This is a genomic window from Nitrospirota bacterium (assembly GCA_040757595.1).
Lineage (GTDB): Bacteria > Nitrospirota > Nitrospiria > Nitrospirales > Nitrospiraceae > JBFLWP01.
The window spans coordinates 51,758-75,468 of the sequence record JBFLWP010000013.1 but is presented as its reverse complement, the minus strand read 5'-3'; the positions used below and the strand labels follow the sequence as shown (position 1 = coordinate 75,468).

Below are 23,711 nucleotides of genomic sequence, written 5' to 3'. Positions count from 1 at the left end.
GTGCCTCGAACCCCGCACCTGCGTAAGCCATGATCCGACAACCGGCCGTCGCCGGCCAGTTCTACAGCGCCTCGCCCGAGGCCCTGAGCGCGGACGTCGCGCGCTACACCGACCTCTCCGCCGACCGCCGGCCCGCCTTGGCCGTCGTGTCCCCCCACGCCGGGCTCATGTACTCCGGCCACGTCGCCGGCGCGGTGTTCAGCCGCGTGGACGTGCCGACGACGGTCATCCTGTTGGGCCCCAACCACACCGGCGTCGGTCCTCCCCTGTCCGTGTATCAGGACGGGGCCTGGCTGATCCCAGGCGGGACCGTGCCGGTGGACCGAGACCTGGCCGGCGCGATCCTCGCGGCCTTCCCGCTGGCCGAGGCCGACGCCTCCGCGCACCGCAACGAGCATTGTCTGGAGGTCCAACTGCCCTTTCTGCGTCACGCCCGTCCGGATGTCAGCATCGTGCCGATCGTGCTGGGCAGCGACAGCGAACAAACCCTGAGGGACCTCGGCCTCTGCCTGGCCCGGCTGATCCGAGACCGCGCGCCCAGGCCGCTCCTGCTCGTCAGCACGGACTTCAGCCATTACGATCCGGACCCCGTCGTCCGCCAGAAAGACCGGCATGCGATCGAGGCCATCGAACGACTGGACCCGGACGGGTTGGGCGCCGCCGTCAAGCGATACCGGATTACGATGTGCGGCTACGCCCCAATGGTCACCGTCCTGCACGCGGTCCGATCACTGGGCGCCACCGGCGCGTCGCTGATCCGCTACGCCACTTCCGGGGACGTCAGCGGAGACCGGGGCAGCGTCGTCGGCTACGCGGGACTGGTCATCACCTGACCGGCACGGACGGGCAGGGCGAAACCGGAATTGACAGGGCTGGACAACGATGGTATGTAGAGACCCTGCTTTTCGCCCAACCATGATGGCACCCGGACGAGGAGGGAATGGCATGTTCAGGCAGCCCGGCGCGACCGTAGCCCTCGGCAGTCTCCCCGAGTGGAGCCTCCTGTTTGCCCGCGAACCGGAACCAGAGCCGGACCTGGACCTGGACGAAGGCACCGCCGAGTCCGACAAGACCGTCATGATGGATTCGGGGAAGGCCTCCGGCGATCCCGGGAAATCCGGAAGCCGGCGCCCGCTCGTCCTCGTCCTCCTCCTCCTCGTGGTCGGCGCGGGCGTCTACGTGGGCACGGACCCGGACACGCTCACGAGCCTGTTGGGTTCGGGAGCCGACGCGCCGCCGGCCGCTCCGATCCCGGCTCCGAAACGGCCGGCGATGCCGCCCGTGCCCGCCGCGCCCAAGCCGGCTCCGGCCGTCCCGACGCCGGCCATGCCCGCGGATACGAAGCCCGCTTCGGCCGTGACCGTCGCGCCGTCTCCTCTGTTCGGCGAGGGACAGAGAGTGTCCGTCGCGGCCGATTCGGCCTCCCCGACCAGCCCCGTCCTGTTGAGCGGCGACGCCGGCGGGACCAAGCCGGGCCCCGCCGTCATTCCAGGCACGTCCGTCACCGTGGTGGACGGAGAGTTGCGAAGCAATGTCTGGTTCTATGCGGTCCGCACACAGCAGGGCGCCACGGGCTGGATCGCGGAGACGCGCTTGCGACCCGCGAAGCCCTAACTCCCTCCCCGACCGTTTTTCTCAATGGTTCGATCGCCGGCTCACGGGCGAGCCTGGCACGCGCCTGTGCTATAATGCGCCCGGCGACATCGCGACTGCCGGCGCGCACCAGGCCGATCGGGCTCACGGACTGACATGCTCAAGGCGATCATCTTCGATTTCGACGGGGTCGTGGCGGACAACGAGCCGATCCACTTCGCCACGTTCCAGAAGGTGCTGAGCGAAATTGGCCTGCCGTTGAGCGAGGCCGATTACTACGGCAAGTATCTGGGCTTCGACGACAAGGGCTGTTTCGAGGCGGTCCTGACGGCCCACGGCCGGCCCGTCTCCCGGAAGTTGATCGAGGACCTCGTCGCGCGGAAGGCCTCGGCCTACCTCGACCACATCAAGCGGCGCCTGGTCATCTTTCCGGGCGTCCGGGAGCTGGCCCGCGAAGCCGCCAGCCGATACCGGCTGGCCATCGCATCCGGCGCGCTCCGCCATGAGATCGAGTTCATCCTCGAACAGGCCGGCATACGGAAGGAATTCGAGCACATTACCAGCGCCGAGGACGTCACGCGCGGCAAGCCGGATCCGGAGCCCTACGTCCACGCGCTCCAGGGACTCAACCGGAGCCGGCCGAGCGGCGCGGCGCCATTGCGGGCCGAAGACTGCCTGGTCATCGAGGATTCGATCCCCGGCATCCGGGCGGCCCACGCGGCCGGCATGAAAGCCCTGGCCGTCTCGAACACCCACACCGTTCAGGATCTGCACGAGGCGGACGCCGTCACGTCCTCGCTTGCCGATGTCCGATTGTCCGACTTGGAGCAGCGTCTGTGGGGCGCAACCTAGCAAGCTGAGACGCTGATGCGTATCTGCTCCCTGCTTCCCGGCGCGACGGAGGTGGTCGCAGCCCTGGACCTGGCCGACGACCTGGTCGGCATCAGCCACGAATGCGACTTTCCCCCGGCCATCCGGAACAAACCCGTGCTGGTGCGCGCGGTCGTCGAAGGGGACCGGGCCACCAGCGCCGACATCCATCGCCAGGTGGCGGCCTCGCTGGGGAGCAACCGGCGCCTCTACGAGCTCGACGAGCCGGCCTTCCGGCGAGCCAAGCCGGAATTGGTGATCACCCAGAACCTGTGTCACGTCTGCGCGGTCACGCCCGACCAGTTGCAGCAGGCCATCGCCGCGCTCCCCGCCCCCCCCTCGCTCCTGACCCTCAACCCGACCAGGCTGGACGACGTCCTGGCCGACATCGAACGGATCGGAAGCGCGACGGGCAAGCTGTCCGAGGCCAAGGCCTGGACCGCGGCCCTGCGCAAACGGCTCGACGACCTGCGCGCGCCGGTTGCCGACCGCCGCAACCGGCCCAGGGTGGCCTGTCTCGAGTGGCTCGATCCCCTCTATACGGCGGGACACTGGGTCCCCGAGATGGTCGAATGGGCCGGCGGTACGGAGGTGCTGGCCTCGGCCGGGGGCCCGTCCCGGCCGATCACGTGGGACCAGGTCCGCTCGGCCGAGCCGGACGTGCTCGTCCTGATGCCCTGCGGCTTTCCGATCGACCGGACCCTCCGGGAGTTGGAGCGTCTGGCCCCCGAGGCCTCCTGGCCCGGATGGGAAAGCCTACCCGCCGTCCGGCATGACCGCGTGTTCGTCGTGGACGGGCCGTCGTATTTCAACCGGCCCGGCCCCCGGCTCGTGGAGGGGGTCGCCATCCTGGCCACGGCCATCCATCCAGAGGTGTTCGGGTCGGACCTTCCCTCGGGCATTCAACGGATGAGCCGGCTGCCCCGCACCCGCTCCCAATCCGACGCGTGATGACCTTCTCCGAGGCACAGGCCCACTGCACCGCGGTCACGAAACAGAGCGGAAGCAACTTCTACTATTCGTTCCTGTTCATGCCGCGGGCCCGGCGCGAGGCCATGTACACGATCTACGCGTTCTGCCGCGAGGTGGACAGCGCGGTGGACGACCCGCCGCCTGGCAGCGACCCCCAGGCGCAACTGCGCCGATGGCGCGAGGAGCTGACGGCGGTCTACGAGGGCGCTCCGCGCGACCCGGTCGCAATCAGCCTGGCGGAGCACGTGCGCCGGCTGGACATCCCCAAGGAATATTTTCTGGAGCTCATCGCGGGCGTGGAGATGGACCTGGCCAAGACCCGCTACCGGACCTTCGACGAGCTGTACCTCTACTGTTACCGGGTCGCGTCGGTCGTCGGGCTCATGTGTCTGAAGGTCTTCGGCACGACCTCCCCGCTGGCCCGCGACTACGCGGTCAATCTCGGCCTGGCGTTCCAGCTGACCAACATCCTGCGCGACCTGGGCACCGACGCGGACCGGGGCCGCATCTACCTGCCCCAAGAAGACTTAACTCGCTTCGGTTACCGGGAGGAGGACCTGCTCGCCCGAACCACGTCTCCGCCCTTCGTCGAGTTGATGCGCTTCGAGTGCGACCGGGCCAGGCAGTTCTACCGCAAGGCCCGCGAGGCCGTCGAGCGCCTCCCGGCCCACGATCGCCGGGCGCTGATCGCCGCGGAAATCATGCACGGCGTCTACGCCAGGATTCTCGACCGGATCGAGTCGTCCGGCTACCGGGTCTTCGGGTCCCGCGTCCGGCTCGCGCCGCCCTATCGCCTGGCCATCGCCGGCGGGATCTGGCTGCGCTCCCTGCTCTCCTGCAAATGAAACGGGGGCGACCGACTCGCCGCTGCCCCGCGCTAGCCCCGTGATGACGCGCACCGTCCTGATCGTCGGAGGAGGCCCTGCCGGCCTGGCTGCAGCCCTCAGGCTCAGCCGCAGCGGCTATGGAGTCACCCTGCTGGAGCGGGACGGAAGGTTGGCGGGCCGGCTCGGCCTCGTGCCGCCGGTTCTCCTGGGCTGCCACACAGCCACCCTGTCGCTGTTGGATCACCTGGGCCTGAGCCGGCAGGAGCTGTTCCCTCAGCAGGTTCCCGTCGAGTTCCTGCTTCCGAACGGACGGACCGTCAAGCTCCGCCGACCGCTCGCCCCCCCTCCCCTCCATACCCTGGTGAGCGTCGCCACCTTTCGCGGCCTGTCCGCGGCCGATCGGTGGCGGTTCCTGTCCTGGATGGAACGGACCTGGGAGGGGGATCCGCCGCTGCCGGACGACCTCGAGTCCCGCACCGTGGACGACTGGCTGGCCGGCATCGGCCAATCGGCCGAAGCCCGCCGGTGGATCTGGAACCCGCTCGTCCGATTTCTCGTCGGAGGCGAAGCGACCGCGGTCTCCGCCGGCCTCCTGGTCCACACGTTGATCCGCTGGCTGGGCTCCGGCCCGCAGCAGGCCAGGACCGCCGTTCCGGCGCGAGAGCTGCGCAGCCTGCTGGTGGGGCCCATCCGTGACCGGCTCCGTCAGACCGGCGCCACGATCCGCCTGGAAACCCGGGTGGATCAGGTCCGGTTCGACGAGCAGCGCGTGAGCGGCGTGCGCGTGCCGGGCGGCGCGATCCTCACGGCCGACTGGTACATTCTGGCCGTCCCGCACCGGGAGGTCACCCCGCTGCTCCCGGAGCGGGTCCTGTCGCGGTTCGCCTATTTTCAACAGCTCACGAGGCTGAGCGACAGCCCGGTGGTGACGGTCCGGCTCAAGCGGGCCAAGCCGCTCTCCGCCCCGCGCCTGGTGCTGCTCCCCGGAGGGACCTTCCACTGGCTCACCGCCCAGCACGAGTCGGTCTCGGTCGTCGCCGTGGGTCGGGCCGACCTGCTGGCCAAGTCCGACCAGGAGCTGCAGGGCCTGGCGCGGGAAGAGGCGGTTGCGGCCCTTGCCGGATCGGCCGCGTCAGGCGGCGACGGCCTCGTCGTCCGGATGCCCCAGGCTCACCTCCTGCCCCATCCCGGCTGCGCTTCCTTACGCCCCCTGTCGCAGAGTCCCTTCCCGAACCTCTTCCTGGCCGGGGCCTGGACCGACACGGGACTGCCGCCCGCGCTGGAGAGCGCGCTCCAGAGCGGTGAACTCTGTGCGAAGACGATCATGGAGAAGGACGGGCGGGCAGGCTGAGGAGGGAACGGGTCAGCGCTCGCGCACGCTTTCCTGTGCGTACTTGAGGAGGGGGCTCAGGAAGAACTCGATCACCCGCCGCTGGCCGGTCTTGATTTCGGCGGTCACCGCCATGCCCGGCGAGAGCCGCACCGTCTTGCCCTCCACGGCCATCTCGGACCGGTCCATGCTCACGCGCGCCGTGTAGGCCAGCCCGCCCTTTTCCAGCGGCACCGCGTCGTCCGACACGCTGACGATCCGGCCGCTGATCGTGCCGTAAACCGTGAAGGGAAAGGTCTCGACCTTGATCTCCACCGGCTGCCCCTCCTTGACGAAACCGATGTCCTTGTTTTCCACCCAGGCCTCGACCTCCAGCGGGTGGTCGTTCGGCACGACGATCATCAGTTGCTGGGCGGGTGTCACGACGCCGCCCACGGTGTGGACCGCCAGTTGCTGGACGACCCCGTCGATGGGCGCCGCCAACCGCTGCTGGCCCGTCCGCTGGCCCGCCTTGACCAGCTCCTGAGCCAGCGACGCCGCCTTGGTCTCGATGGCGGTCAGCTCGGCCATGCGGCTCTGTTGAACGTCCGACTTCAGCCGCTCGTGGTTCTTCTGCGCCTCGGCGAGCGCGGCCTGATCCTGCACGAGCTTCTTCCTCTGGGATTCGAGGTTCTGCGCCGCCTCGACGCGGCTCTGCTCGGCGTCCAGGTACTGCATCTCGGCCACGTACTGGTCCCTGAGGAGCTTCTTGAACGCCTGGGCCTTCTGCGTCAGCATCGGCACGGTCGTTTCGAGCTTGGCGATCTCGGCCCTGGTCCCTTCGACGGCGGCCTTGCGCTGCTCGACCTGCTGGCGCGCCGCCTCGATCCTGGCCCGCTGCTCGGCCAACTGATCCCGCAGGAGCTGCTCCTGCAGCTCCACGAACTTGGCGTCCGAGCCGGCGGGCGCCTCCATCCGGTCCGTGCCCGCGAGCAGGGCGCGCAGGCGGGCGCTCTCGACCTTGGCCGCCCGGTACTCGTTCGACAGCCGCGCCTGCTCGGCCGCGTTCACGGTGGCGTCCAGCTCGATCAGCACCTCCCCGCTCTTCACCGCCTGCCCGTCCCGCACGTGGATCACCGAGATGACGCCGCTCTCCAGCGGCTGGATGACCTTCGAGTAATCGCTCGGGATGATCTTGCCCTGGGCGACCGCCACGATGTCAATGCGGCCCAGGCTGGCCCAGAGGACGCCGGCCAGGAACACGGCCATGATGAGCCACATCACCGCACGGCCCACTGGAGACGGCGGCGACTCCTGGATCTCCAGGACGGCCGGCAGGAACTCCGTCTCCCGGCGGCCGAGGGCGAGCCCCGCGCCGCGGCCGCGCTCCTCCCGCCAGGCGGCCCGCCAGACCGCCAAGTGCCGGGCCAGCCCGTGGCTCATGGAAGTCAACGACGACGCGCTAGGCCACGGCATAGAGCCCCTTCTGATGCCGGACGAGGCGCGCGTAGTACCCGTTGAGCTGGACCAGCTCCTCGTGCGTTCCCCGCTCGATGATCTCGCCCTTCTCGATGACCAGGATCGCCTGGGCGATGCGGACCGCGCTGAGCCGGTGGGCGATGACGAAGACCGTACGCCCCTTGCACATCTGCGCCATGTTCTTCTGGATGACGGACTCGGACTCGTAGTCCAGGGCGCTGGTCGCCTCGTCGAAGATGAGGATGCGGGGGTTCGCCACCAGGGCGCGCGCGATCGCGATGCGCTGCCGCTGCCCGCCGGACAGGGTGCAGCCCTGCTCGCCGACCACCGTGTCGTAGCCCTGCGGCATCTCCAGGATGAACTCGTGGGCGCCGGCCAGTTGCGCGGCCCGCACCACCTGCTCCATCGGGAGACCCGGATCGGCCAGCGCGATGTTGTCCCGCACCGACCGGTTGAAGAGGAAATTTTCCTGCAGCACCACCCCGATCTGTCGGCGCAGCCAGGCCGGATCCACCTGGGCCAGGTCCACCCCGTCCACCAGCACGCGTCCGGAGAGCGGCACGTAGAGCCGCTGGACCAGCTTGGCGACCGTGCTCTTCCCGGACCCGGACCGGCCGACGATCCCGATGATCTGGCCCGGCGGCACCTCGAAGGAGACCTTGCGCAGCACCTCCGGCCCGTCCGTCCGGTACCGGAAGGTCACGTCCTCGAACACCACCCCGCCCTCGAGCTGCGGCAGCGTCGTCCTGTTGGGGTTGTAGGTCGGCTCGGTCGGCGCGTTCAGCACGTCCCCCAGCCGCTGGACCGAGATGCCCACCTGCTGGAAGTCCTGCCAGAGTTGGAGGATGCGCAGGACCGGCGTGGTGACCAGGTTCGCCAGCATGTTGAACGCGATCAACTGCCCGACGCTCAGATCCCCCTGCATGACCAAGTGGGCCCCGACCCAGAGGATCGCGATCGTGGTCACCTTGTGGAGGAACGTCGCGGCCTGGCCCGTGACGTTGATCAGGTTCGTGGCCCGGAAGCTGGCGCGCACGTAGCCGGCCAACTGCTCCTCCCACCGCCGTTGCAGCGGCGGCTCGACCGCCAGCGCCTTGACCGTCTGGATGCCCGTGACGGACTCCACGAGGAAGGCCTGGTTCTCGGCGCCCCGGTTGAACTTCTCGTTCAAGCGGGCGCGGACGACGGGGGTCACGAAGATCGAAAGTCCGGCGTAGAAGGGGATCGTGGCCGACACCACGAGCGTCAGCAACGGGCTGTAGAACAGCATCACGGTCAGAAACACGAAGGCGAAGATCAGGTCCACGGCCGCAGTCACGGTCGAGCCGGTGAGGAACTGGCGGATGGTCTCCAGCTCGCGGACCCGGGCCACCGTATCCCCCACCCGCCGCGCCTCGAAATAGGCCAGCGGCAGGGCCAGGATGTGCCGGAACAACTGGGCGCCCAGGCCCACGTCGATCCGGTTGGAGGTGTGCGAGAAGAGGTAGGCCCTCAGGGCGCCCAGCACGACCTCGAAGACGGCCAGGGCCACCATGCCGATGGCCAGCACGTGCAGGGTGGTCAGGCCCTTGTGGACCAGCACCTTGTCGATCACGACCTGCGTGAACAGCGGGGTCAGGAGGGCGAAGAGCTGCAGGAAGAAGGAGGCCAGCGCCACTTCGCCCAGCAGCCGCCGGTACTTGACGATGGCAGGGATGAACCAGGTGAAGTCGAACGTGCGGTCCTCCGGCCGGAGCCCGGCGCGCTTGGTGAGGAGGATGAGGTGACGGCTCCAGGCGGCTTCGAACTGGCCACGGGGGAGGACCAGCGGGTGGTCCTCGCAGGGGTCCTGCACGAGCACCTTCTCGGCGTCGGCCTTGGCGACCACCACGTAGCGACCGTCGGTGCGGCGGGCGATGGCCGGCAGGGGCACGGTGGCCAGGCGCGTCCACTCGTTCTCGACGAGGCCGGCCTTGAAGCCCAGGTGCTTGGCGGCCCGCAGCAGATCCACCTCGGCGAGGGCCGGCTGCCCGGCCTTGCCGAACTGGTGACGGAGCTGCCCGGCGTCGGCGGGCACGCCGTAGTAACGGGCGAGGATCAGGAGGCAGGCCAAGCCCGTGTCGCGCGCAGCAGGGCCGGAAGGGTCCAGAGGGATTACTCCTTGCGCCATGCAGCGGCCAGGATCGGAGAAAGTTGGTCCTGAATGGGGGCCGGCAGCTTGAGATCGGCGCTCAATTGGGGCGGCGAGAAGGCCGCCATGGCCTGGCGCAACAGCTCGACCTGCTTGGCCTCGAGCGTGGCGCCGTTGCTCGTTTTGAAGTCGTCAACCTGATTCTTTTTGTCCGCGTACCAGTCGGTGACGGTGAGCCGGTCGGTGGGACCCGATTGACCCAGCACGCTGACCGTGAGATCGTTCCCTTCCTTCGTGAACCAGAGCTGATCGTAGCGGATGCCGGTGCCGAAGAGCACCGTGTCCCCATGATTGTTCTCGCGGCCCACGAGGGTGTCGTGACCGTCGCCCCGGCCGAACAGGATCAGGTCTTTCCCCTCGCCGCTGTCGAGAATGTCGTCGCCCGCCCCGCCTTGCAACGTATCCTTCCCGCGTCCGCCCAAGAGCGTGTCGTCGCCCGCCCCGCCGACGAGCAGGTCGTTCCCCCGGCCTCCGTCCAGGACATCGTCGCCCGCGCCGCCGTCGAGCAGATCGTTCCCGTCGTTGCCTTGAAGATTGTCGTCCCCCTGGCCGCCGAAGAGATTGTCGTTCCCCTTCCCGCCGCGCAGCCGGTCGTCTCCGGCCCCCCCGTCGAGGAGGTCGTTGCCCTCGTCCCCGAAGAGCAGATCGTTGCCGTCCTCGCCGTAGATGATGTCGTTGCCCTTTCCCCCGAACACCGTGTCCCACCCCGCCCCGGCAAAGACCTTGTCGCCCCCGTTCTTGGCGTAGATGGTGTCGTCCTCCGCACCGGTGTGGAGCACGTCTTTGCGCTTGGTTCCGATGTACGTCCGCGTCTCGGCCAGGACGTCGGACAGTCCCGCCGTGGTGCCGTCGGCAAACGTGAACCGCTCGATCGGCACGATCCCGGTCAACGGGACGCCGATGTTCAGTCCCTGACCGGCCAATTCCTGCCCTTGTGTATCGGTGAACCGCAGATAGGCGACCGTCCTGCCGGCGTCGTCCTGCTGGAGGTGCACGACCACGTCGCTGGGCCGGATCCCGGTCCCGAAGGCCACCGTGTCCTGCCCCGACGCGTCCAGGACGGTGTCCAGCCCGTCGCCGGCCTGATAGCGGAACGTGTCGTCGCCCGCGCCCCCGTCGAGGATGTCGTTCCCCGTCCCGCCGAGCAGCACGTCGTTCCCCGTTCCGCCGAGCAGCGAGTCGTTCCCGACGCTGCCGGTCAGGGTGTCGTTGCCGCCCCCGCCGATCAGTTGGACGGGGCCGGCCCCGCTCGTGAAGAAGGTGTCGTCCCCGACGTCGCCGACGGCCTTCTCCACGTTGTGCTGCTGGAGATCCACCGTCATGCCCCCGGCGTCCAGCACGTTCAACGTATCGAAACCGGCCCCGCCGTCGAAGAAGACATCGTCGTTGTCCACGTAGAGCGAGTCGTCCCCGGCCCCGCCGTCCAGGTAGTCGGCCCCCTCGTGGCCGACCAGGATGTCGTCGCCCGCCCCGCCGATGAGGGTGTCGTCGCCTTCGTTGCCGCTCATGCGATCGTTGCCGTCCCCGCCGGTCAGCACATCCGCGCCGGTGCCGCCCTCCATCTCGTCGTTCCCGCCGCCGCCGGTCAGGACATCGTTGTCGGCGCCGCCGAAGAGCTGGTCGTTCCCCCCTCCGCCCGTGAGGACGTCGTCGCCCCCGCCGCCGGATGCCAGGATCGGGCTGGTCCCGCTGGTCGTGAACACGTCGTTCCCCGCCCCGCCGAAGGCCTGCTCCACCTGCGCCTGGCCCAGGTCCAGCGTCACGCCCCCCGTGCCCTGCACGAACACCGTATCCACCCCGGCCCCGCCCTGTACCACCGTGTCGTCACTGTCAATGTGGAGCTGATCGTCCCCGTCCCCGCCAACCAGTTGGTCCGCCCCCTCGCGGCCGATGAGAATGTCGTTTCCGGCCCCGCCGTCTAGGACGTCGTTGCCCTCGTTCCCGTCCAACCGGTCGTCGCCCAGCCCGCCGGTCAACTGGTCGTCGCCGGTCCCACCTTCCATCAGGTCGTCGCCGCCGCCGCCGGTCAGGACATCGTTGTCGGCGCCGCCGAAGAGCTGGTCGTTCCCCCCTCCGCCCGTGAGGACGTCGTCGCCCCCGCCGCCGGACGCCAGGATCGGGCTGGTCCCGCTGGTCGTGAACACGTCGTTCCCCGCCCCGCCGAAGGCCTGCTCCACCTGCGCCTGGCCCAGGTCCAGCGTCACGCCCCCCGTGCCCTGCACGAACACCGTATCCACCCCGGCCCCGCCCTGTACCACCGTGTCGTCACTGTCAATGTGGAGCTGATCGTCCCCGTCCCCGCCGACCAGTTGGTCCGCCCCCTGTCCGCCGATCAAGATGTCGTTGCCCATTCCCCCGTCCAGCACGTCGCTGCCGTCGCCGCCGTCCAGCCGGTCGTCGCCTAACCCGCCGGAGAGTTGATCATTGCCGCTGCCTCCCTCCAGCCAATCGTCGCCATCCCCGCCAGAGACGACGTCGTTCCCGCCGCCGGCCAGGACGGTGTCGTTGCCTCCGAGAGCATCTATCACGTCGTCGCCGTCGCCAGCGAAGATGTTGTCGTTGCCCTCAGTGCCGGTGATCGTAGCCATGGGGATCGTCCTTTCTGAAAACGCGTGGAGGCGGAACCCGGGTCCGTCGGCAAGGGCTGGAAAGACTGGATAACAGTACCCTGAGCCCTTGGCCCGAGTCAACCGGATGCTAGGCGAAATCCAGTACTACGCGGATTCGTCATGGAGCCCGAGCACGCCGGCGGCTGGGCCCAGCGCCTTTCCCACGACGAACTACGTATCCAAGCCGGCAAGCGATCTATCCTTTTGGTTGGGTTTCGCTCGCGTGGCAGTCCAGGCACATGCGGCTCAAGAAAGAACTGTAAACCAATATATATCAATGAGTTATGGACATTGCCCAATCTGGGCCCAACCCCGATCCCCCTTGGCACCGCTCTTGCGCTACCGGCGGCGCGGACGGGCGAACCGGGCAACTGAGGGAGTGCACAAGCGCTCGAAGTCACATTAGTCGAGAGGCGGCACAGAGACTCGGTCACACACCACCACGGGAGGGACCGACCATGGCTTGGGGAATCATCATGACGGTGCTGACGCTGGCGGCGATGTTGTTCCTGTTCGTGGTGGACTCGATCGTGGAGAGCGCCGTCCACATGCCCGAAGAGGAGCCGGAGAAGCAGGAAGGCCAGCCGAGCACGCGGAAGGCGGCCTGAAAGGCCCCAACGCCGGCCGGCCAGCGGAGCCGCAGAGGCGCGCGATGGAACCGTTCCTTCTCTACTTCGCGTTCCTGTTCCCGATCCTCCTCCTCGGGTGGGTCCTGGTGTGTGACTGGATCGCCCGCCGGCAGGAACGCAAAGGGACGGCGGCCGAGGACCGAAACCCACAGGGGAGAGGCTAGCGCGGGAGAGGCTGGCGCGGACGTTCACAAGCAAGCAGGATCGAGGACCAGGTCGCAGGTCACCGGACCGATCACCGGAGGCCGGCTGAATCGGGCGGCCGGATCGCCAGCCCCCATCGGGGCATTCAAGGAAGATCCGCCGGGCATCCCGGGCAGCCCGCGGCCCGCCGAGGGCGCCGGCCGTCCCGAACTGGGGGTTTGGTTGAGCCCGGGCGCGGTGCTCGGTTGGGTGGTGGGCACCGTCGTGGTGCCGGGGAGTGCGGGAAGCTGAGACCCCTCCGCCGGGCTCTGCGCCAGTTGGCTCTGCGGGCTCGAAGGAGCGGGCAGGTTCTGGGCCCAGGACGGAGCCACCGCGACGCCCAGCGTCCCAACCAGACCGAGCATGAATACCACCGTCATCCGGTGCGTCATGGCTCTCCTTCAATGGAGACGGTCGGGAGGGCTCCCAGCACGAGCAGCGAGACGCGAATGAGCCAGGACACGGGAGGCCTCGCTTCAGACACCCACAAACATTACCACAAAACCGGATGGCTGGGATTAAGGCTGGCTCGCTGGCTGCCAGGACGCAGCCAGGATCGCCTGGACATCATTGGGCCGCTGCTGAATGGCTTGGGCCCAAGTCATCCCATTGCTGATAGTGAACTGGGCCATCGCCTGGATCAACTGGCTCACTTGATCGTTGAGCAGAAGGCTGCCATCACCCGCTTGGATGGTCTCGATCTGATCCGCGGAATCCCCATACCAGTTCTGAATCGTGACCCTGTCAGTTGACCCATACCGTGAGATCTGCAGGTTATTCCCGCTCTGCTCCAGGATCAGATCCAGCGGATCGATTCCGGACCCGAAGCTCAGGAGGTCACTGTTCCCAGCCACGATGTCACGATCATAGACTGAATCTTGGCCAAACTCTGGATCAACATGATAGGTATCGTCGCCGCTCCCGCCTTCCAGGTAGTCGTTCCCCGCACTACCAGTGAGCTGATCGTTGCCCGCGCCCCCGAACAGATAGTCGTTGCCCATCCCGCCGGTCAGGGTATCGCTCCCGCCGTTCCCGAAGGCCGTGATCGCTGCACTTCCTGTAGTCGTGAACGAGTCATCCCCTTCCCCACCGAAGGCCTGCTCCACGCTGGCCTGCCCTAGATCCAACGTTAAGCCCCCCGTCCCTTGCACAAACACCGTGTCGGAGCCAGCGCCCCCGTCCACGCTCGCGTCGTCCGCATCCACGTACAGTTGGTCATCGCCCTCCCCGCCAGACAGGCTGTCGGCTCCTTCCCCGCCCAATAGCACGTCGTCGCCCGCACCACCATTCGAAATGTCATCCCCTTCGTTCCCATCCAGACGGTCGTTGCCATCTCCACCGGTCAGGACATCGTGGTCAGCGCCCCCCTCCAGATAGTCACTGCCGTCCCCGCCAGCGAGTTGATCACTCCCTGTCCCCCCGAATAGCGCATCATTGCCGATCCCGCCGTTGAGAGTGTCGTCGCCCCCGTCCCCCCAGATCGTGATGGCGCTCGTGCCGCTCGTCGTAAACACGTCGTTGCCGGCCCCGCCGAAGGCCTGCTCCACCTGCGCCTGGCCCAGGTCCAGCGTCACGCCCCCCGTGCCCTGCACGAACACCGTATCCACCCCGGCCCCGCCCTGTACCACCGTGTCGTCACTGTCAACGTGGAGCTGATCGTCCCCGTCCCCGCCAAAGAGCTGATCCACTCCCTCACGGCCAATGAGCACGTCGTTGCCAGCGCCGCCATCCAGGAAGTCGCTGCCCTCGTTCCCATCAAGCCGATCATCGCCCGCGCCGCCGACCAACTGGTCATTCCCGGCCCCACCCTCGAGCCAGTCGTTCCCGTCTCCGCCACTGACCTGATCGGTGCCAGTTCCACCGAAGAGTTGGTCATGATTGGCCCCTCCGGTCAGGGCATCGTCCCCCCCGTTCCCCCAAGCCATGATCGCGCCCGTGCCGCTCGTCGAGAACACATCGTTGCCCGCGCCGCCGAAAATCTGCTCCACCTGGGCCTGACTCAAATCCGACGTTAGACCCGCTGCACCTTGCACGAACACCATGTCGAACCCGGCTCCGCCCTGAACCACCACGTCGTCCGCATCGGCATAGAGCGAGTCGTCCCCCTCCCCGCCGAAGAGCTGATCCGCCCCTTCGCGGCCGATCAGAATGTCGTTGCCCGCATCGCCCTGCAGAACATCGTCGCCTTCATTCCCGTCCAGGCGGTCATCGCCAAACCCTCCGGCGAGCTGATCCCCGCCGACGCCCCCTTCCAGCCAGTCGTTCCCATCCCCGCCCCAGACGATGTCGTTGCCCCCGCCGGCCAGTACGACATCGTTCCCCTCAAGGGCATCAATCACGTCGGCGTCGTCGCCAGCATAGATCGTGTCGCCATCCGCCGTGCCAGTGATCGTCGGCACGGGAGTGAACAACCCGACCAACTGGAGTTGCGTCCCATCGGCAAATTCCAAGGTGTCCACGACAAAGGACCCTTGCAGCCCCCTGGGGTCGAAGTGAGAGAGCAGAACCGTGTCGCCATCGGGACCGACGGCAATGGCCAACGTGTCTTGATCCTGGGTAAAAGCGAGATCGTCCGCCGTAATGCCCTCGCCGAACCGGATACGATTGCCCTCACCGGGCAAGGCCGTGTCTACAATCGTGTCCACGCCGTCGCCCAGGTTGAACAGATACGTATCGTCGCCCGCGCCTCCGATCAGGATGTCGTCATCGGTTCCGGACCCGCCGAAGCTGCCTTCCCCGCCTTCACCCCCTTCGCTGAACGAAGCGACCATCGCCGCCGGTCCGCCCGCCCCTCCGCCGCTCGACCCTCCCGGTCTTCCGGTCAGCACATCATTCCCTGCTCCACCGTCGAGAATGTTCCCGACGCTGTTCCCGGTCAGCACGTTGTCGCCGTCGTTACCGATCCCCACGATCGCGCTCCGCTCCTGATCCAGAGAGCCGAAGTCATCAAAGGTATCCCGCAACGTCTGATTCTCCACATGGTCCGGCAGGGTGTAATTGACAGAACTCATGACCGAATCGAGCCCTTCGTTGACTACTTCCACGATTATGTCAAACTCGTTGTCAATGAGATAGGTGTCGTCTCCGGCTCCGCCGGCGAGCGTATCCACTCCAAGGCCGCCGTCCAGCGTGTCATCGCCATCCAGGCCGCTCAGTGTTTCGTTGAGATCCGCTCCTGTGAGGATATCGGCGTCCATGGTGCCCACGATCGTTGTCGCCAGACCCTTCAAGGTGTCCAAGTCCCAGACGATGCCGTCCGCAAACTGGACTCGCTGGATCGGGGTATACGCACCGCCCAAAAACTCTCGCACGGTGACCTGATCGCCTGTCCCGTTGATCCGCAAAATGAGATCGTTCTGGACCCACTCGCCGGTGCGGAGGACAGACACCTCGGAGGCCACGATGCCCTCCCCAAACCGAACCGTATTGACCGAAGTGGGCGAGAAGTCTCCGTCAAGGCCGAAGCCCTCAATCGTGTCCTGACCGTACCCTCGGCCGAACACGAAGGTGTCGTTGCCCGCGCCGCCGATCAGCGTGTCCAGTCCGGTCCCGCCGTCCAGCAGATCATCGCCGGTCCCGCCGTTGAGTTGGTCGTTCCCCTCCCCGCCCAGCAGCGCATCATTGCCCGGAAAGGCGGTGCCGACGAAGGCCGGGAACCCATATCCACCGTCGCCGGACAGGAAGTCATCCCCCGCCCCACCATCGAGATAGTCGTCACCTCCAGCCCCATACAGGCTGTCATACCCATCTCCGCCAAGGAGGACATCATTCCCCGGCACGTCCGCGTCCCCGACCGGCTGCCCGCTGAACCCCTCCGTGAACCCGCCATCTCCTTGGAGCAGATCATCGCCCGCCCCGCTGTCCACAACATCATCGCCGCCGCGGCCAAACAGGAGATCGTTGCCATCTCCTCCCAGCAGTTTGTCGCGGCCCCCAAAGCCAGCCCCGCTCAGATTGTCGCCTACGAGTGTGTCGTTACCGGCCCCGCCGATCAGCAGGTCGTCGGCCCCGAGGCCCCCCGGCGATACGCCAGGGAGGAAGTCATTCCCCGTTCCGCCCTGTTGAAGCAACCGAGTCTTGTCCGTCAGGGTCTCCGCGTCCCAAACCGTCCCGTCCGTAAATTGCACTTCCTCCACGCGATAGGCCGAACCGAGGAAGAAGGACTGGACTGTGAGCTGATCGTTGGTTCCATTGATGCCGAGCACCAGGTCGTCGCCGCTCCGCGTGACGGTCAGGTCGGAGGACGTGACATCGATCCCCAGACGGACGGCATCGGTATTCCCTACCCCAGGGTCATAGTCCAGCACCGTGTCTTGCCCAGCTCCGCTGCCGAAGAGGTAGGTGTCGTGGCCCTCATAGCCATAGAGCTGGTCATCCCCCGCGCCTCCATCCAGCATGTCCGCCCCGGCTCCCCCGTAGAGCGTGTCTGCCCCGCTGGTCCCAACAAGGGTCTGGGGAAGCCGATCCATAAGCGCCGCCACATCCCAGACGGTCCCATCGGCGAAAGACACCTGCTCGACCTGGTGGGCGGAGTCCGAGAAGAAGCCCAGGACCGTCAGTTGATCGGTCGTCCCAGTGAGGCTCAACACCAGATCATCGCTACTGCGTGTGATTGTCACATCGCCAGGCGAGACATCGTCAGCCATTTGAACCGTATCCAGATTCCCGACTGTGGCATCATCGTCCATAAGGATGTCCCGTCCGCTTCCTCGCCCGAACAGGTAGGTGTCGTTCCCGGCTCCCCCCCTCAGGACATTGTCACCGCTGTTACCGCTTAAACCGTTGTCCAATTCGTTGCCGGTCCCGGTGATTTCCTCGCCGCCTGTTAGCGTCAGGTTTTCGACGTTGGCGCCCAATGTGTAACTCACCGAGCTGCGAACCGTATCAATCCCTTCGTCCGGCAATTCCACCACGACATCTCCTGGGTCATTCACCACGTATGTGTCATTGCCGATGCCGCCGGCCAACAGGTCGGCTCCCACCGTCCCCTCCAGCACGTCATCCTCATTCTGCAAGGGAGTGCCTCCGCCGCCCGAGGGGTCCGGCGGCACACCTCCGTCGTCTCCATCGGTCGTACCCCCGCTCACCTGTGCGCTAAGCGTGGCAGCGTCCCACACCGTGCCGTCGGCAAACTCCACCTGCTTGGCCTGTAGCGCCGGATCAGCGAAGAAGTAGGCGAGCGTCAACCGATCGGGAGTGCCATCGAGCTGGAGCACCAGATGATGCCCGTTCCGCAAGACGGTCACATCGCCCGGTGCAATGTCGGCATCCATGCGGATCGTGTCGAGGTCGTTGCTGCTCGCGGCGAACGTGGCCGCGCCTTCCCCGCCAAAGGCGAACGAAGGGGGAGGTCCTCCCGAGCCGCCACCAGCACGGAGCAGGTCGAGGACCGTATCGCGCCCAGAGCCACGGCCGAACCGATAGATGTCGCTGCCGGAGCCTCCATAGAGGCGGTCATTCCCGGCGCTACCAGCCAAGGTGTCATTCCCGCCCAGCCCGGCAAGGACCTCGTTCGTACCTGTCCCCTGGATCACATCATCTCGGTCCGTGAATCCTTCCAACCGCCGTTTCTCCCCGTCTCCGGTGAGCAGTCGATCCTTGATCGTCTCGTTATCCCAGACCGTTCCGTTGGCAAACTGCACCGTGGCCTGCCGGGTATAGTCCGGGCCAAAGAAGGCCTGAAAGGTGAGCTGGTCGGTCGTGCCGGCCAGACGGAAGATCAGGTCCGCCCCGGAGCGCACCATCTGGACGTCGTCCGGCCCCACGTCGGCCCCCATCTGGACCACGTTGCTGGCGCCGTTGTCGGAGAACAGCCCGTACCCCACCCTGTCCTGGCCATAGCCCCGACCGAACACATAGGTGTTGTTGCCTTCGCCGCCGGCAAGGAAATCGTTGCCCGTCCCACCATCCAGCAGATTGTTCCCTTCACCGCCGAACAGTTGATCGTTGCCCGCTCCGCCCAGCAGCGTGTCGTCCCCCACTCCGAACACTGAGCCACCATCGCCCTGCAATAGATCGTCTCCCGCTCCCCCGTCGAGCTGATCACTCCCATCTCCGCCATAGAGCTGATCCGAGCCCTCGCCGCCCGTGAGTACGTCGTGGCCGACGCCGCCATCGAGGTAATCGTCTCCATCCCCGCCATCCAGGGTGTCATTGCCGCCAACGAAAGTGTCACCAACATCTATGCCACGTAAGGCACAGCGATCCCCGTAGAGCAGATCCTTTCCCGCTCCGCCAGTGAGAGTGTCGTCTCCCGCCCCTCCGTACAGTTGGTCATCCCCTTCGCCGCCGTCGAGCTGATCGTTCCCACTGGAAGCCGAGTAACGGAAGAAATCCTGTGAAGAGAGGCCGGGCATAGGCGGAGGACCAAAAATAAAGTCGTCACCGACCAGGAGATCGTTCCCCGCCCCACCGACCAGCACATCGCTTCCACCACTGCCGTAGAGCAGGTCATCACCTTTGCCACCATCAAGATCGTCGGAACCCGGCGTGGAAGAAACGCTCAGGCCGCCGAGCCTGTTCACCACATCATCTCCCGACAACCGATCATTCCCTACTCCTCCCACCAACACGTCGTTGCCTCCACCGCCATGCACCTCGTCATTCCCGGCACCGCCATCCAACACATCGTTTCCCGGGGAATCAGCATCAACTTCCGAGCCCCCGTAGAGCCAGTCGTCGTCGGCTCCTCCCGCCAGCACATCGTCTCCGCCTTCGCCTTCCAGAAGGTCATTGCCGGCGCCGCCATCCAGAAAGTCGTTGCCGGAAACGGTCGAGGGATTGATCGGGCTGTCGCCCAGCAACCAATCATTGCCCTCGCCGCCGAAGAGCACATCATTTCCGCCGCCACCAAAAAGATTGTCCAGGTCGTCGCCGCCATCCAGAAAATCATCGCCCCCGTCGATCGTGGAATCGGCCTCGGGGGAGTCTCCGAACAAGGTATCGCTCCCGGACCCACCGAAGAGCACGTCATCTCCCAGGCCTCCCGCCAAACCGTCATGGCCCTCGCCCCCATCCAGCGTGTCATTTCCCCCGATCTGATCGAATTCCACGAAACTGTAATCACCCCAGAGAGAATCATCCCCGGCACCGCCGATGAGGATATCGTCGTTTCCCCCACCGGCGAGATTGTCGTTCCCCTTCCCACCATCCAACCAGTCTCGACCATCTTGGGACGCATCCACAGAGATAGTCGGATTGTCAAAGTTGTCCCCCTTCAACACGTCGTCTCCGTTTCCTCCCACCAGAACGTCGTCCTGCGCACCGCCGATGAGTTGATCGTTCTCACTGTCACCTGCCAGCGTGTCTTGCCCCTCGCCCCCTTCCAAATGATCGGCACCTGCGCCGCCATACAATCGGTCATGACCATCTCCGGCAAGTAGCGTGTCGTTGCCCTCATCTCCGTAGAGCTGGTCATTGCCAACCCCGCTGGCAACGGTGTCGCTCCCCCCCAAGGCATGAACGATATTGTTCGTGTCGCCGGTGATTGTGTAACCGTTGTCGTTCTCGTCAAAGATCGGCACCGTGAGTGTCTGCCCAGGATTATTTGGGTCCGGCACTTCCTGTGTGAATTCCGTGCGCGTCGGCATGCCGTTGTCATAGGACGGTTCGTCAATGAGCCGGATGCCGAACTGGCCATCCTGAAAGTCCTGGTTGAGAATCAACGTGCCGTTGACGATCACGTCGCCCCCGGCTCGCACAAAGGTGAACCGGCCATCCAGGCTCGTATACGTGTCGGGCGCAGCGTCGGCCCCTCGCCGCCCGCCCTGCAAGAGATGCCCATCGTAGCAAATGAGATTTCGCCCCTCCGTATCCTCGATGCGATCCAGCCCCTCCCCACTTCTGTAGAAGTAGACGTCGTCGCCCGCGCCCCCCTCCAGCAGATCGTCGCCCGCCCCACCGGCCAGGGTGTCGTTGCCCTCGCCCCCGAGCAGATGATCCTGCCCCCCACCTCCCACCAGCCGATTCGCCGCCTTGTTCCCCGTGATCGTGTTGTCCTGCTCATTGCCGGTCCCATCAACGGCGGCTGTGCCGGTGAGGAGCAGGTCCTCAATGTTGGCCCCGAGGGTCACGCTGACCGCGCTCTCGACCCGATCCGTACCTTCCCCCACGGCCTCGACCACCCTGCCGCCAGCGTGCAGCACATAGATGTCGTCGCCTCGCCCCCCACTCAAAATACTCCCCGCAGTCTCGGTCGCCAGATTATTGTCCAGCTCATTCCCGCGCCCGAGCACCGCGCCCGTGGTCAGCCTCAGGTTCTCCACCTGATCCGCCAACTTGAGGGTCGCCGCGCTGCTGATCACGGTGTCGTTTCCCCCGGTCTCGAACTCCACCACCTGGTCGCGCACATCATCCACATAGTAGGTGTCATTGTCCGCCCCGCCAACCAGGTGATCCACGCCGCTGCCCCCGTTCAGCACGTCATCCCCCCGATTGCCCTCCGCGTAATCCTTGCCGCCTTGGCCGAACAACTGATCGTTCCCCGCCCCGCCATACAGCCGATCCGCGAACAACTGGCTCCCGGTGAGGACTTCACTCGCATCACTCCCAAAGATCACTTGCGGCAGGGGCGCGGACGCCGGTCCGATCTCCTCCTGCAACTGCGTATCTTGGAAATGCACGGTGGAGGCCGCACTCGCCACCGTCGCAGACAGGCTTGTATTGACCTCAATCTTCTTGGCCAGGAACGCGGCCCGGTCGGTCAGGTACTCGGCCGTCAGCTCGCCCGGCCCGGCCGTCGGATCGGACAGGGCCAATTCGCCGTTCCCGTTGTGGGCACCGTAGTCCACGTTCAGCACCACAAACGGATTGAGTTCCTTGAGCGCGTAGCGGAACGCGATGTCGCTGACGGCCAGGTTCTTCAGCGTTGGGGCATTCACGTCCTTCAGGCTGAGGACCGGAAGGCCTAACGATTGCCCCGTCGGGGAGAGCTCGCTCCTCAGGGTGAGCAGATTGCTGTAGTACCGTTCGCGGTCTCCGACCGGCGTAGCGGTCGGCTGCCCACCTTGGAACAGCTTGCGCAGGGCATCGAGGCTGCGCTCGAGAGTCTCCCCGTCACTTCGCGCCGTCGCCTCCAGAATGCCGGTCACGGTCGGAATATCGAGCGAGTCGTTGAGGGTTGCATATAGATCGTACAGGGCCAGAGCATTTGTGGCTGTCACAATGGAATGATTGTGAAGCGGATCAAACGTCGCTTCGATGAAAATGTTCTCGACGGAACCTATGAGTGTTCCAAAACCAGATGTTCCTGAAAGACCGTTCTGGCTGATTACGTTTGTAATGAGATCGGATGGTATCGTCGTGTCAGAGATACCCAGCCGGTCTAAAACATCGGCGACAATGCCGCCGAACCCTGGCGCATTATAGGTAAATGTATGGGTGACATTTGTCGGAAAATCGACAGTGAATGCCTGAGCCAAAAAACCACCGCTTGAATGCCCAGTTACTGTGATCGCATCATCCTGACTTAGTTTCCCCTGCGCGATGAGCTGCTGATAGTAGGCCTTTAGGGATGTATATTGAGGATTTAATGTGTCCGCATCACCTGATGCAATCGTGCCGTCAATGACGAGGTCGAGCAAACTATCCGTCCCACGAATTGCGAGAATCTTTTCGGTTCCGCCAATCCTTTGAAACAAGGTGGCTGCAAACCCATTCTGGTTATTGGCGAACGTATCGGCAGCGATGGAGTAGGTCTTAACAAATTGGACAGCAAGTAATTCGGTGAACCCAACCTCTTTTAATGCAGTTATATACTGGTCATGTGTCATGCCTATAGTTAGGTCCGCATAGGAGGCCAACGATAGCTGCGCATTCTCAAAATAGGTTTGCATTGAGCTTGGCATGCTACTCCCCCCTTTCTGAGTCAGTCGATTTTGGCTTTATCACTTCTGTCCACACGTCTCGGGATGGACTATATCCGGCACACCTCGTTGGTGGACCTTGAGGAAACAGATACGAATTGAGCCAGCCACCATAATGCACAAGTCGTACATCGACTCCTAGCACCTCACCAGTTTGCTTGTCATGCAACACACTTTCGAACTTCGCAATGTGAAAACTAGACGAATACCGTCTGTCATCCTTGTGCACTATGACAAATCGCTCAGACAGTTTTTCCTCATCTGGTTGAGCATTTGACTTGAAATACGATTTCTCGACCTCTACTGCCTTCAACACCTTGATCCCTGCATCTTCCTTGCACAGGTGCTGAAAATACAGTTGCCCCGGAACAATGTCCCACGTTGGAATCAGCACAAAGACAGCAACCGTGAGATATCTCGCGAGCTTCCAGTCCGTGAATCTACGAATTAACCTGACTGTCCCCCATCCCAGCCCTACATACAGAAGCAACGCGAGCAGTAACCCTAGAGCAGACATCTTCTTGGCCCCCAAAGTTTAGGAACGTTAACGATCCATCATGTACTCAGGTAACAGATTGCCGGCCATGCTGAAATAGAAGGATGTCAGGAACCGCTTTCACGGCATGCCTTGCGGGAACGCCCCAGCGGTTGTATGGCACTCTGCAACCCTGCCGGGGCAACCGCAGGCAACACCACGGCCAAAACTATGATGGTGTTCAGAAGGAAACCCATCTTCTTCCTCATGCTGTATCCTTTCCGTTATCTACGTTTAGATACAGGCTTTTACTTCTTCTCCCTGACGGCCCTTCGCTGTCCCTGCAGCCCTGCGACCACCTGTCCAAGTTGCTGGTGCAGGCGTTGTAGGACGTCGAGCCCGACGGCAACACGTACGCTCAGCTTTCCCTCCAAGTTCTTCGTTGGCATCGGCTTTCCCTGCTGAGCTGCCCGGGCCACAAGTGCCAGGGCGCCCGGCTCGATGAAGCCGAAGTCCAAGTAGGCCAGTCCCTGGACGACGCCAACGGCGGTGTAATTGGCTAAGACCGGCTGGGCCGACTCTCCAGCCGGCGTGAGCCACACGTTCAGGCCGATTCGCTTTTCATCACGCTCGATTTGCTCTTGCATGGCCACCTCCTAATCCAAACAAAGTCTGGACACAGGGTCTCCCCGGGCGATCGTAAGTCCCAGCAAATGACATGCCGATTTCAAG

Annotated in this window: 14 protein-coding genes; 8 read left to right on the top strand and 6 right to left on the bottom strand. The window is 65.1% G+C overall.

The genetic code is table 11. The features are described 5' to 3' along the window. Positions 1–29: 29 nt before the first annotated feature. The 6 genes from amrB to AB1411_12405 all read left to right on the top strand — a co-directional run bounded on the left by amrB (position 30) and on the right by AB1411_12405 (position 5,613). The gene (gene amrB, locus AB1411_12430; protein ID MEW6544401.1) at positions 30–833 is read left to right on the top strand and encodes an AmmeMemoRadiSam system protein B; all 804 of its coding nucleotides are present in this window, start codon (positions 30–32) and stop codon (positions 831–833) included. A gap of 112 nt (positions 834–945) precedes the next feature. Further along, the gene (locus tag AB1411_12425) at positions 946–1,614 is read left to right on the top strand and encodes a hypothetical protein (GenBank protein ID MEW6544400.1); all 669 of its coding nucleotides are present in this window, start codon (positions 946–948) and stop codon (positions 1,612–1,614) included. Positions 1,615–1,749: 135 nt separating this feature from the next. Next, the gene (locus AB1411_12420; protein MEW6544399.1) at positions 1,750–2,445 is read left to right on the top strand and encodes an HAD family phosphatase; all 696 of its coding nucleotides are present in this window, start codon (positions 1,750–1,752) and stop codon (positions 2,443–2,445) included. 15 nt (positions 2,446–2,460) lie between these two features. Then, entirely contained in the window at positions 2,461–3,414 is a 954-nt protein-coding gene (locus AB1411_12415) for a cobalamin-binding protein (GenBank protein ID MEW6544398.1), read from the top strand. Continuing rightward, complete coding sequence (gene hpnD, locus AB1411_12410; GenBank protein ID MEW6544397.1) at positions 3,414–4,280, top strand: presqualene diphosphate synthase HpnD; 867 nt, start codon at positions 3,414–3,416, stop codon at positions 4,278–4,280. Before AB1411_12415 ends, hpnD begins: the two co-directional genes overlap by 1 nt. A 43-nt stretch (positions 4,281–4,323) precedes the next feature. Beyond that, the gene (locus AB1411_12405; protein MEW6544396.1) at positions 4,324–5,613 is read left to right on the top strand and encodes an FAD-dependent oxidoreductase; all 1,290 of its coding nucleotides are present in this window, start codon (positions 4,324–4,326) and stop codon (positions 5,611–5,613) included. Positions 5,614–5,625: 12 nt separating this feature from the next. On the opposite strand, the gene AB1411_12400 is transcribed toward AB1411_12405, so the two are convergent. The 3 genes from AB1411_12400 to AB1411_12390 are packed head-to-tail and all read right to left on the bottom strand — an operon-like array spanning position 5,626 to position 11,808. Continuing rightward, positions 5,626–7,014, bottom strand: a complete 1,389-nt coding sequence (locus AB1411_12400; GenBank protein MEW6544395.1) for an HlyD family type I secretion periplasmic adaptor subunit — start codon at positions 7,012–7,014, stop codon at positions 5,626–5,628. 19 nt (positions 7,015–7,033) lie between these two features. After that, entirely contained in the window at positions 7,034–9,199 is a 2,166-nt protein-coding gene (locus AB1411_12395) for a type I secretion system permease/ATPase (protein ID MEW6544394.1), read from the bottom strand. After that, complete coding sequence (locus AB1411_12390) at positions 9,184–11,808, bottom strand: calcium-binding protein (GenBank protein MEW6544393.1); 2,625 nt, start codon at positions 11,806–11,808, stop codon at positions 9,184–9,186. The genes AB1411_12395 and AB1411_12390 overlap by 16 nt, the downstream gene beginning before the upstream one ends. A gap of 479 nt (positions 11,809–12,287) precedes the next feature. Between AB1411_12390 and AB1411_12385 the strand changes: the two genes are divergently transcribed. Together AB1411_12385 and AB1411_12380 are read left to right on the top strand one after the other, a co-directional pair. Beyond that, positions 12,288–12,437 carry a hypothetical protein gene (locus tag AB1411_12385; protein ID MEW6544392.1) on the top strand — a complete coding sequence of 50 codons (150 nt, stop codon included), beginning with the start codon at positions 12,288–12,290 and terminating at the stop codon, positions 12,435–12,437. 44 nt (positions 12,438–12,481) lie between these two features. Further along, positions 12,482–12,622 (top strand): hypothetical protein, encoded by a 141-nt coding sequence (locus AB1411_12380; protein MEW6544391.1) that lies wholly within the window; start codon positions 12,482–12,484, stop codon positions 12,620–12,622. 24 nt (positions 12,623–12,646) lie between these two features. Here AB1411_12380 and AB1411_12375 read toward each other — a convergent pair whose 3' ends face one another. The 3 genes from AB1411_12375 to AB1411_12365 form a co-directional block, all read right to left on the bottom strand. Beyond that, entirely contained in the window at positions 12,647–13,033 is a 387-nt protein-coding gene (locus AB1411_12375) for a hypothetical protein (GenBank protein MEW6544390.1), read from the bottom strand. A 126-nt stretch (positions 13,034–13,159) separates the two neighbouring features. After that, positions 13,160–22,411 carry a calcium-binding protein gene (locus tag AB1411_12370; GenBank protein MEW6544389.1) on the bottom strand — a complete coding sequence of 3,084 codons (9,252 nt, stop codon included), beginning with the start codon at positions 22,409–22,411 and terminating at the stop codon, positions 13,160–13,162. 876 nt (positions 22,412–23,287) lie between these two features. Then, positions 23,288–23,626, bottom strand: a complete 339-nt coding sequence (locus AB1411_12365; protein ID MEW6544388.1) for a hypothetical protein — start codon at positions 23,624–23,626, stop codon at positions 23,288–23,290. Positions 23,627–23,711: the final 85 nt, after the last annotated feature.

Coding starts and splice junctions, on each gene's coding strand:
- AB1411_12370 (MEW6544389.1), bottom strand. CDS start 22,411: ATGACACATGACCAGTATATAACTGCATTAAAAGAGGTTGGGTTCACC.
- AB1411_12365 (MEW6544388.1), bottom strand. CDS start 23,626: ATGCAAGAGCAAATCGAGCGTGATGAAAAGCGAATCGGCCTGAACGTG.
- AB1411_12390 (MEW6544393.1), bottom strand. CDS start 11,808: ATGGCTACGATCACCGGCACTGAGGGCAACGACAACATCTTCGCTGGC.
- AB1411_12385 (MEW6544392.1), top strand. CDS start 12,288: ATGGCTTGGGGAATCATCATGACGGTGCTGACGCTGGCGGCGATGTTG.
- AB1411_12380 (MEW6544391.1), top strand. CDS start 12,482: ATGGAACCGTTCCTTCTCTACTTCGCGTTCCTGTTCCCGATCCTCCTC.
- AB1411_12395 (MEW6544394.1), bottom strand. CDS start 9,199: ATGGCGCAAGGAGTAATCCCTCTGGACCCTTCCGGCCCTGCTGCGCGC.
- AB1411_12415 (MEW6544398.1), top strand. CDS start 2,461: ATGCGTATCTGCTCCCTGCTTCCCGGCGCGACGGAGGTGGTCGCAGCC.
- AB1411_12405 (MEW6544396.1), top strand. CDS start 4,324: ATGACGCGCACCGTCCTGATCGTCGGAGGAGGCCCTGCCGGCCTGGCT.
- AB1411_12375 (MEW6544390.1), bottom strand. CDS start 13,033: ATGACGCACCGGATGACGGTGGTATTCATGCTCGGTCTGGTTGGGACG.
- amrB (MEW6544401.1), top strand. CDS start 30: ATGATCCGACAACCGGCCGTCGCCGGCCAGTTCTACAGCGCCTCGCCC.
- AB1411_12425 (MEW6544400.1), top strand. CDS start 946: ATGTTCAGGCAGCCCGGCGCGACCGTAGCCCTCGGCAGTCTCCCCGAG.
- hpnD (MEW6544397.1), top strand. CDS start 3,414: ATGACCTTCTCCGAGGCACAGGCCCACTGCACCGCGGTCACGAAACAG.
- AB1411_12420 (MEW6544399.1), top strand. CDS start 1,750: ATGCTCAAGGCGATCATCTTCGATTTCGACGGGGTCGTGGCGGACAAC.
- AB1411_12400 (MEW6544395.1), bottom strand. CDS start 7,014: ATGAGCCACGGGCTGGCCCGGCACTTGGCGGTCTGGCGGGCCGCCTGG.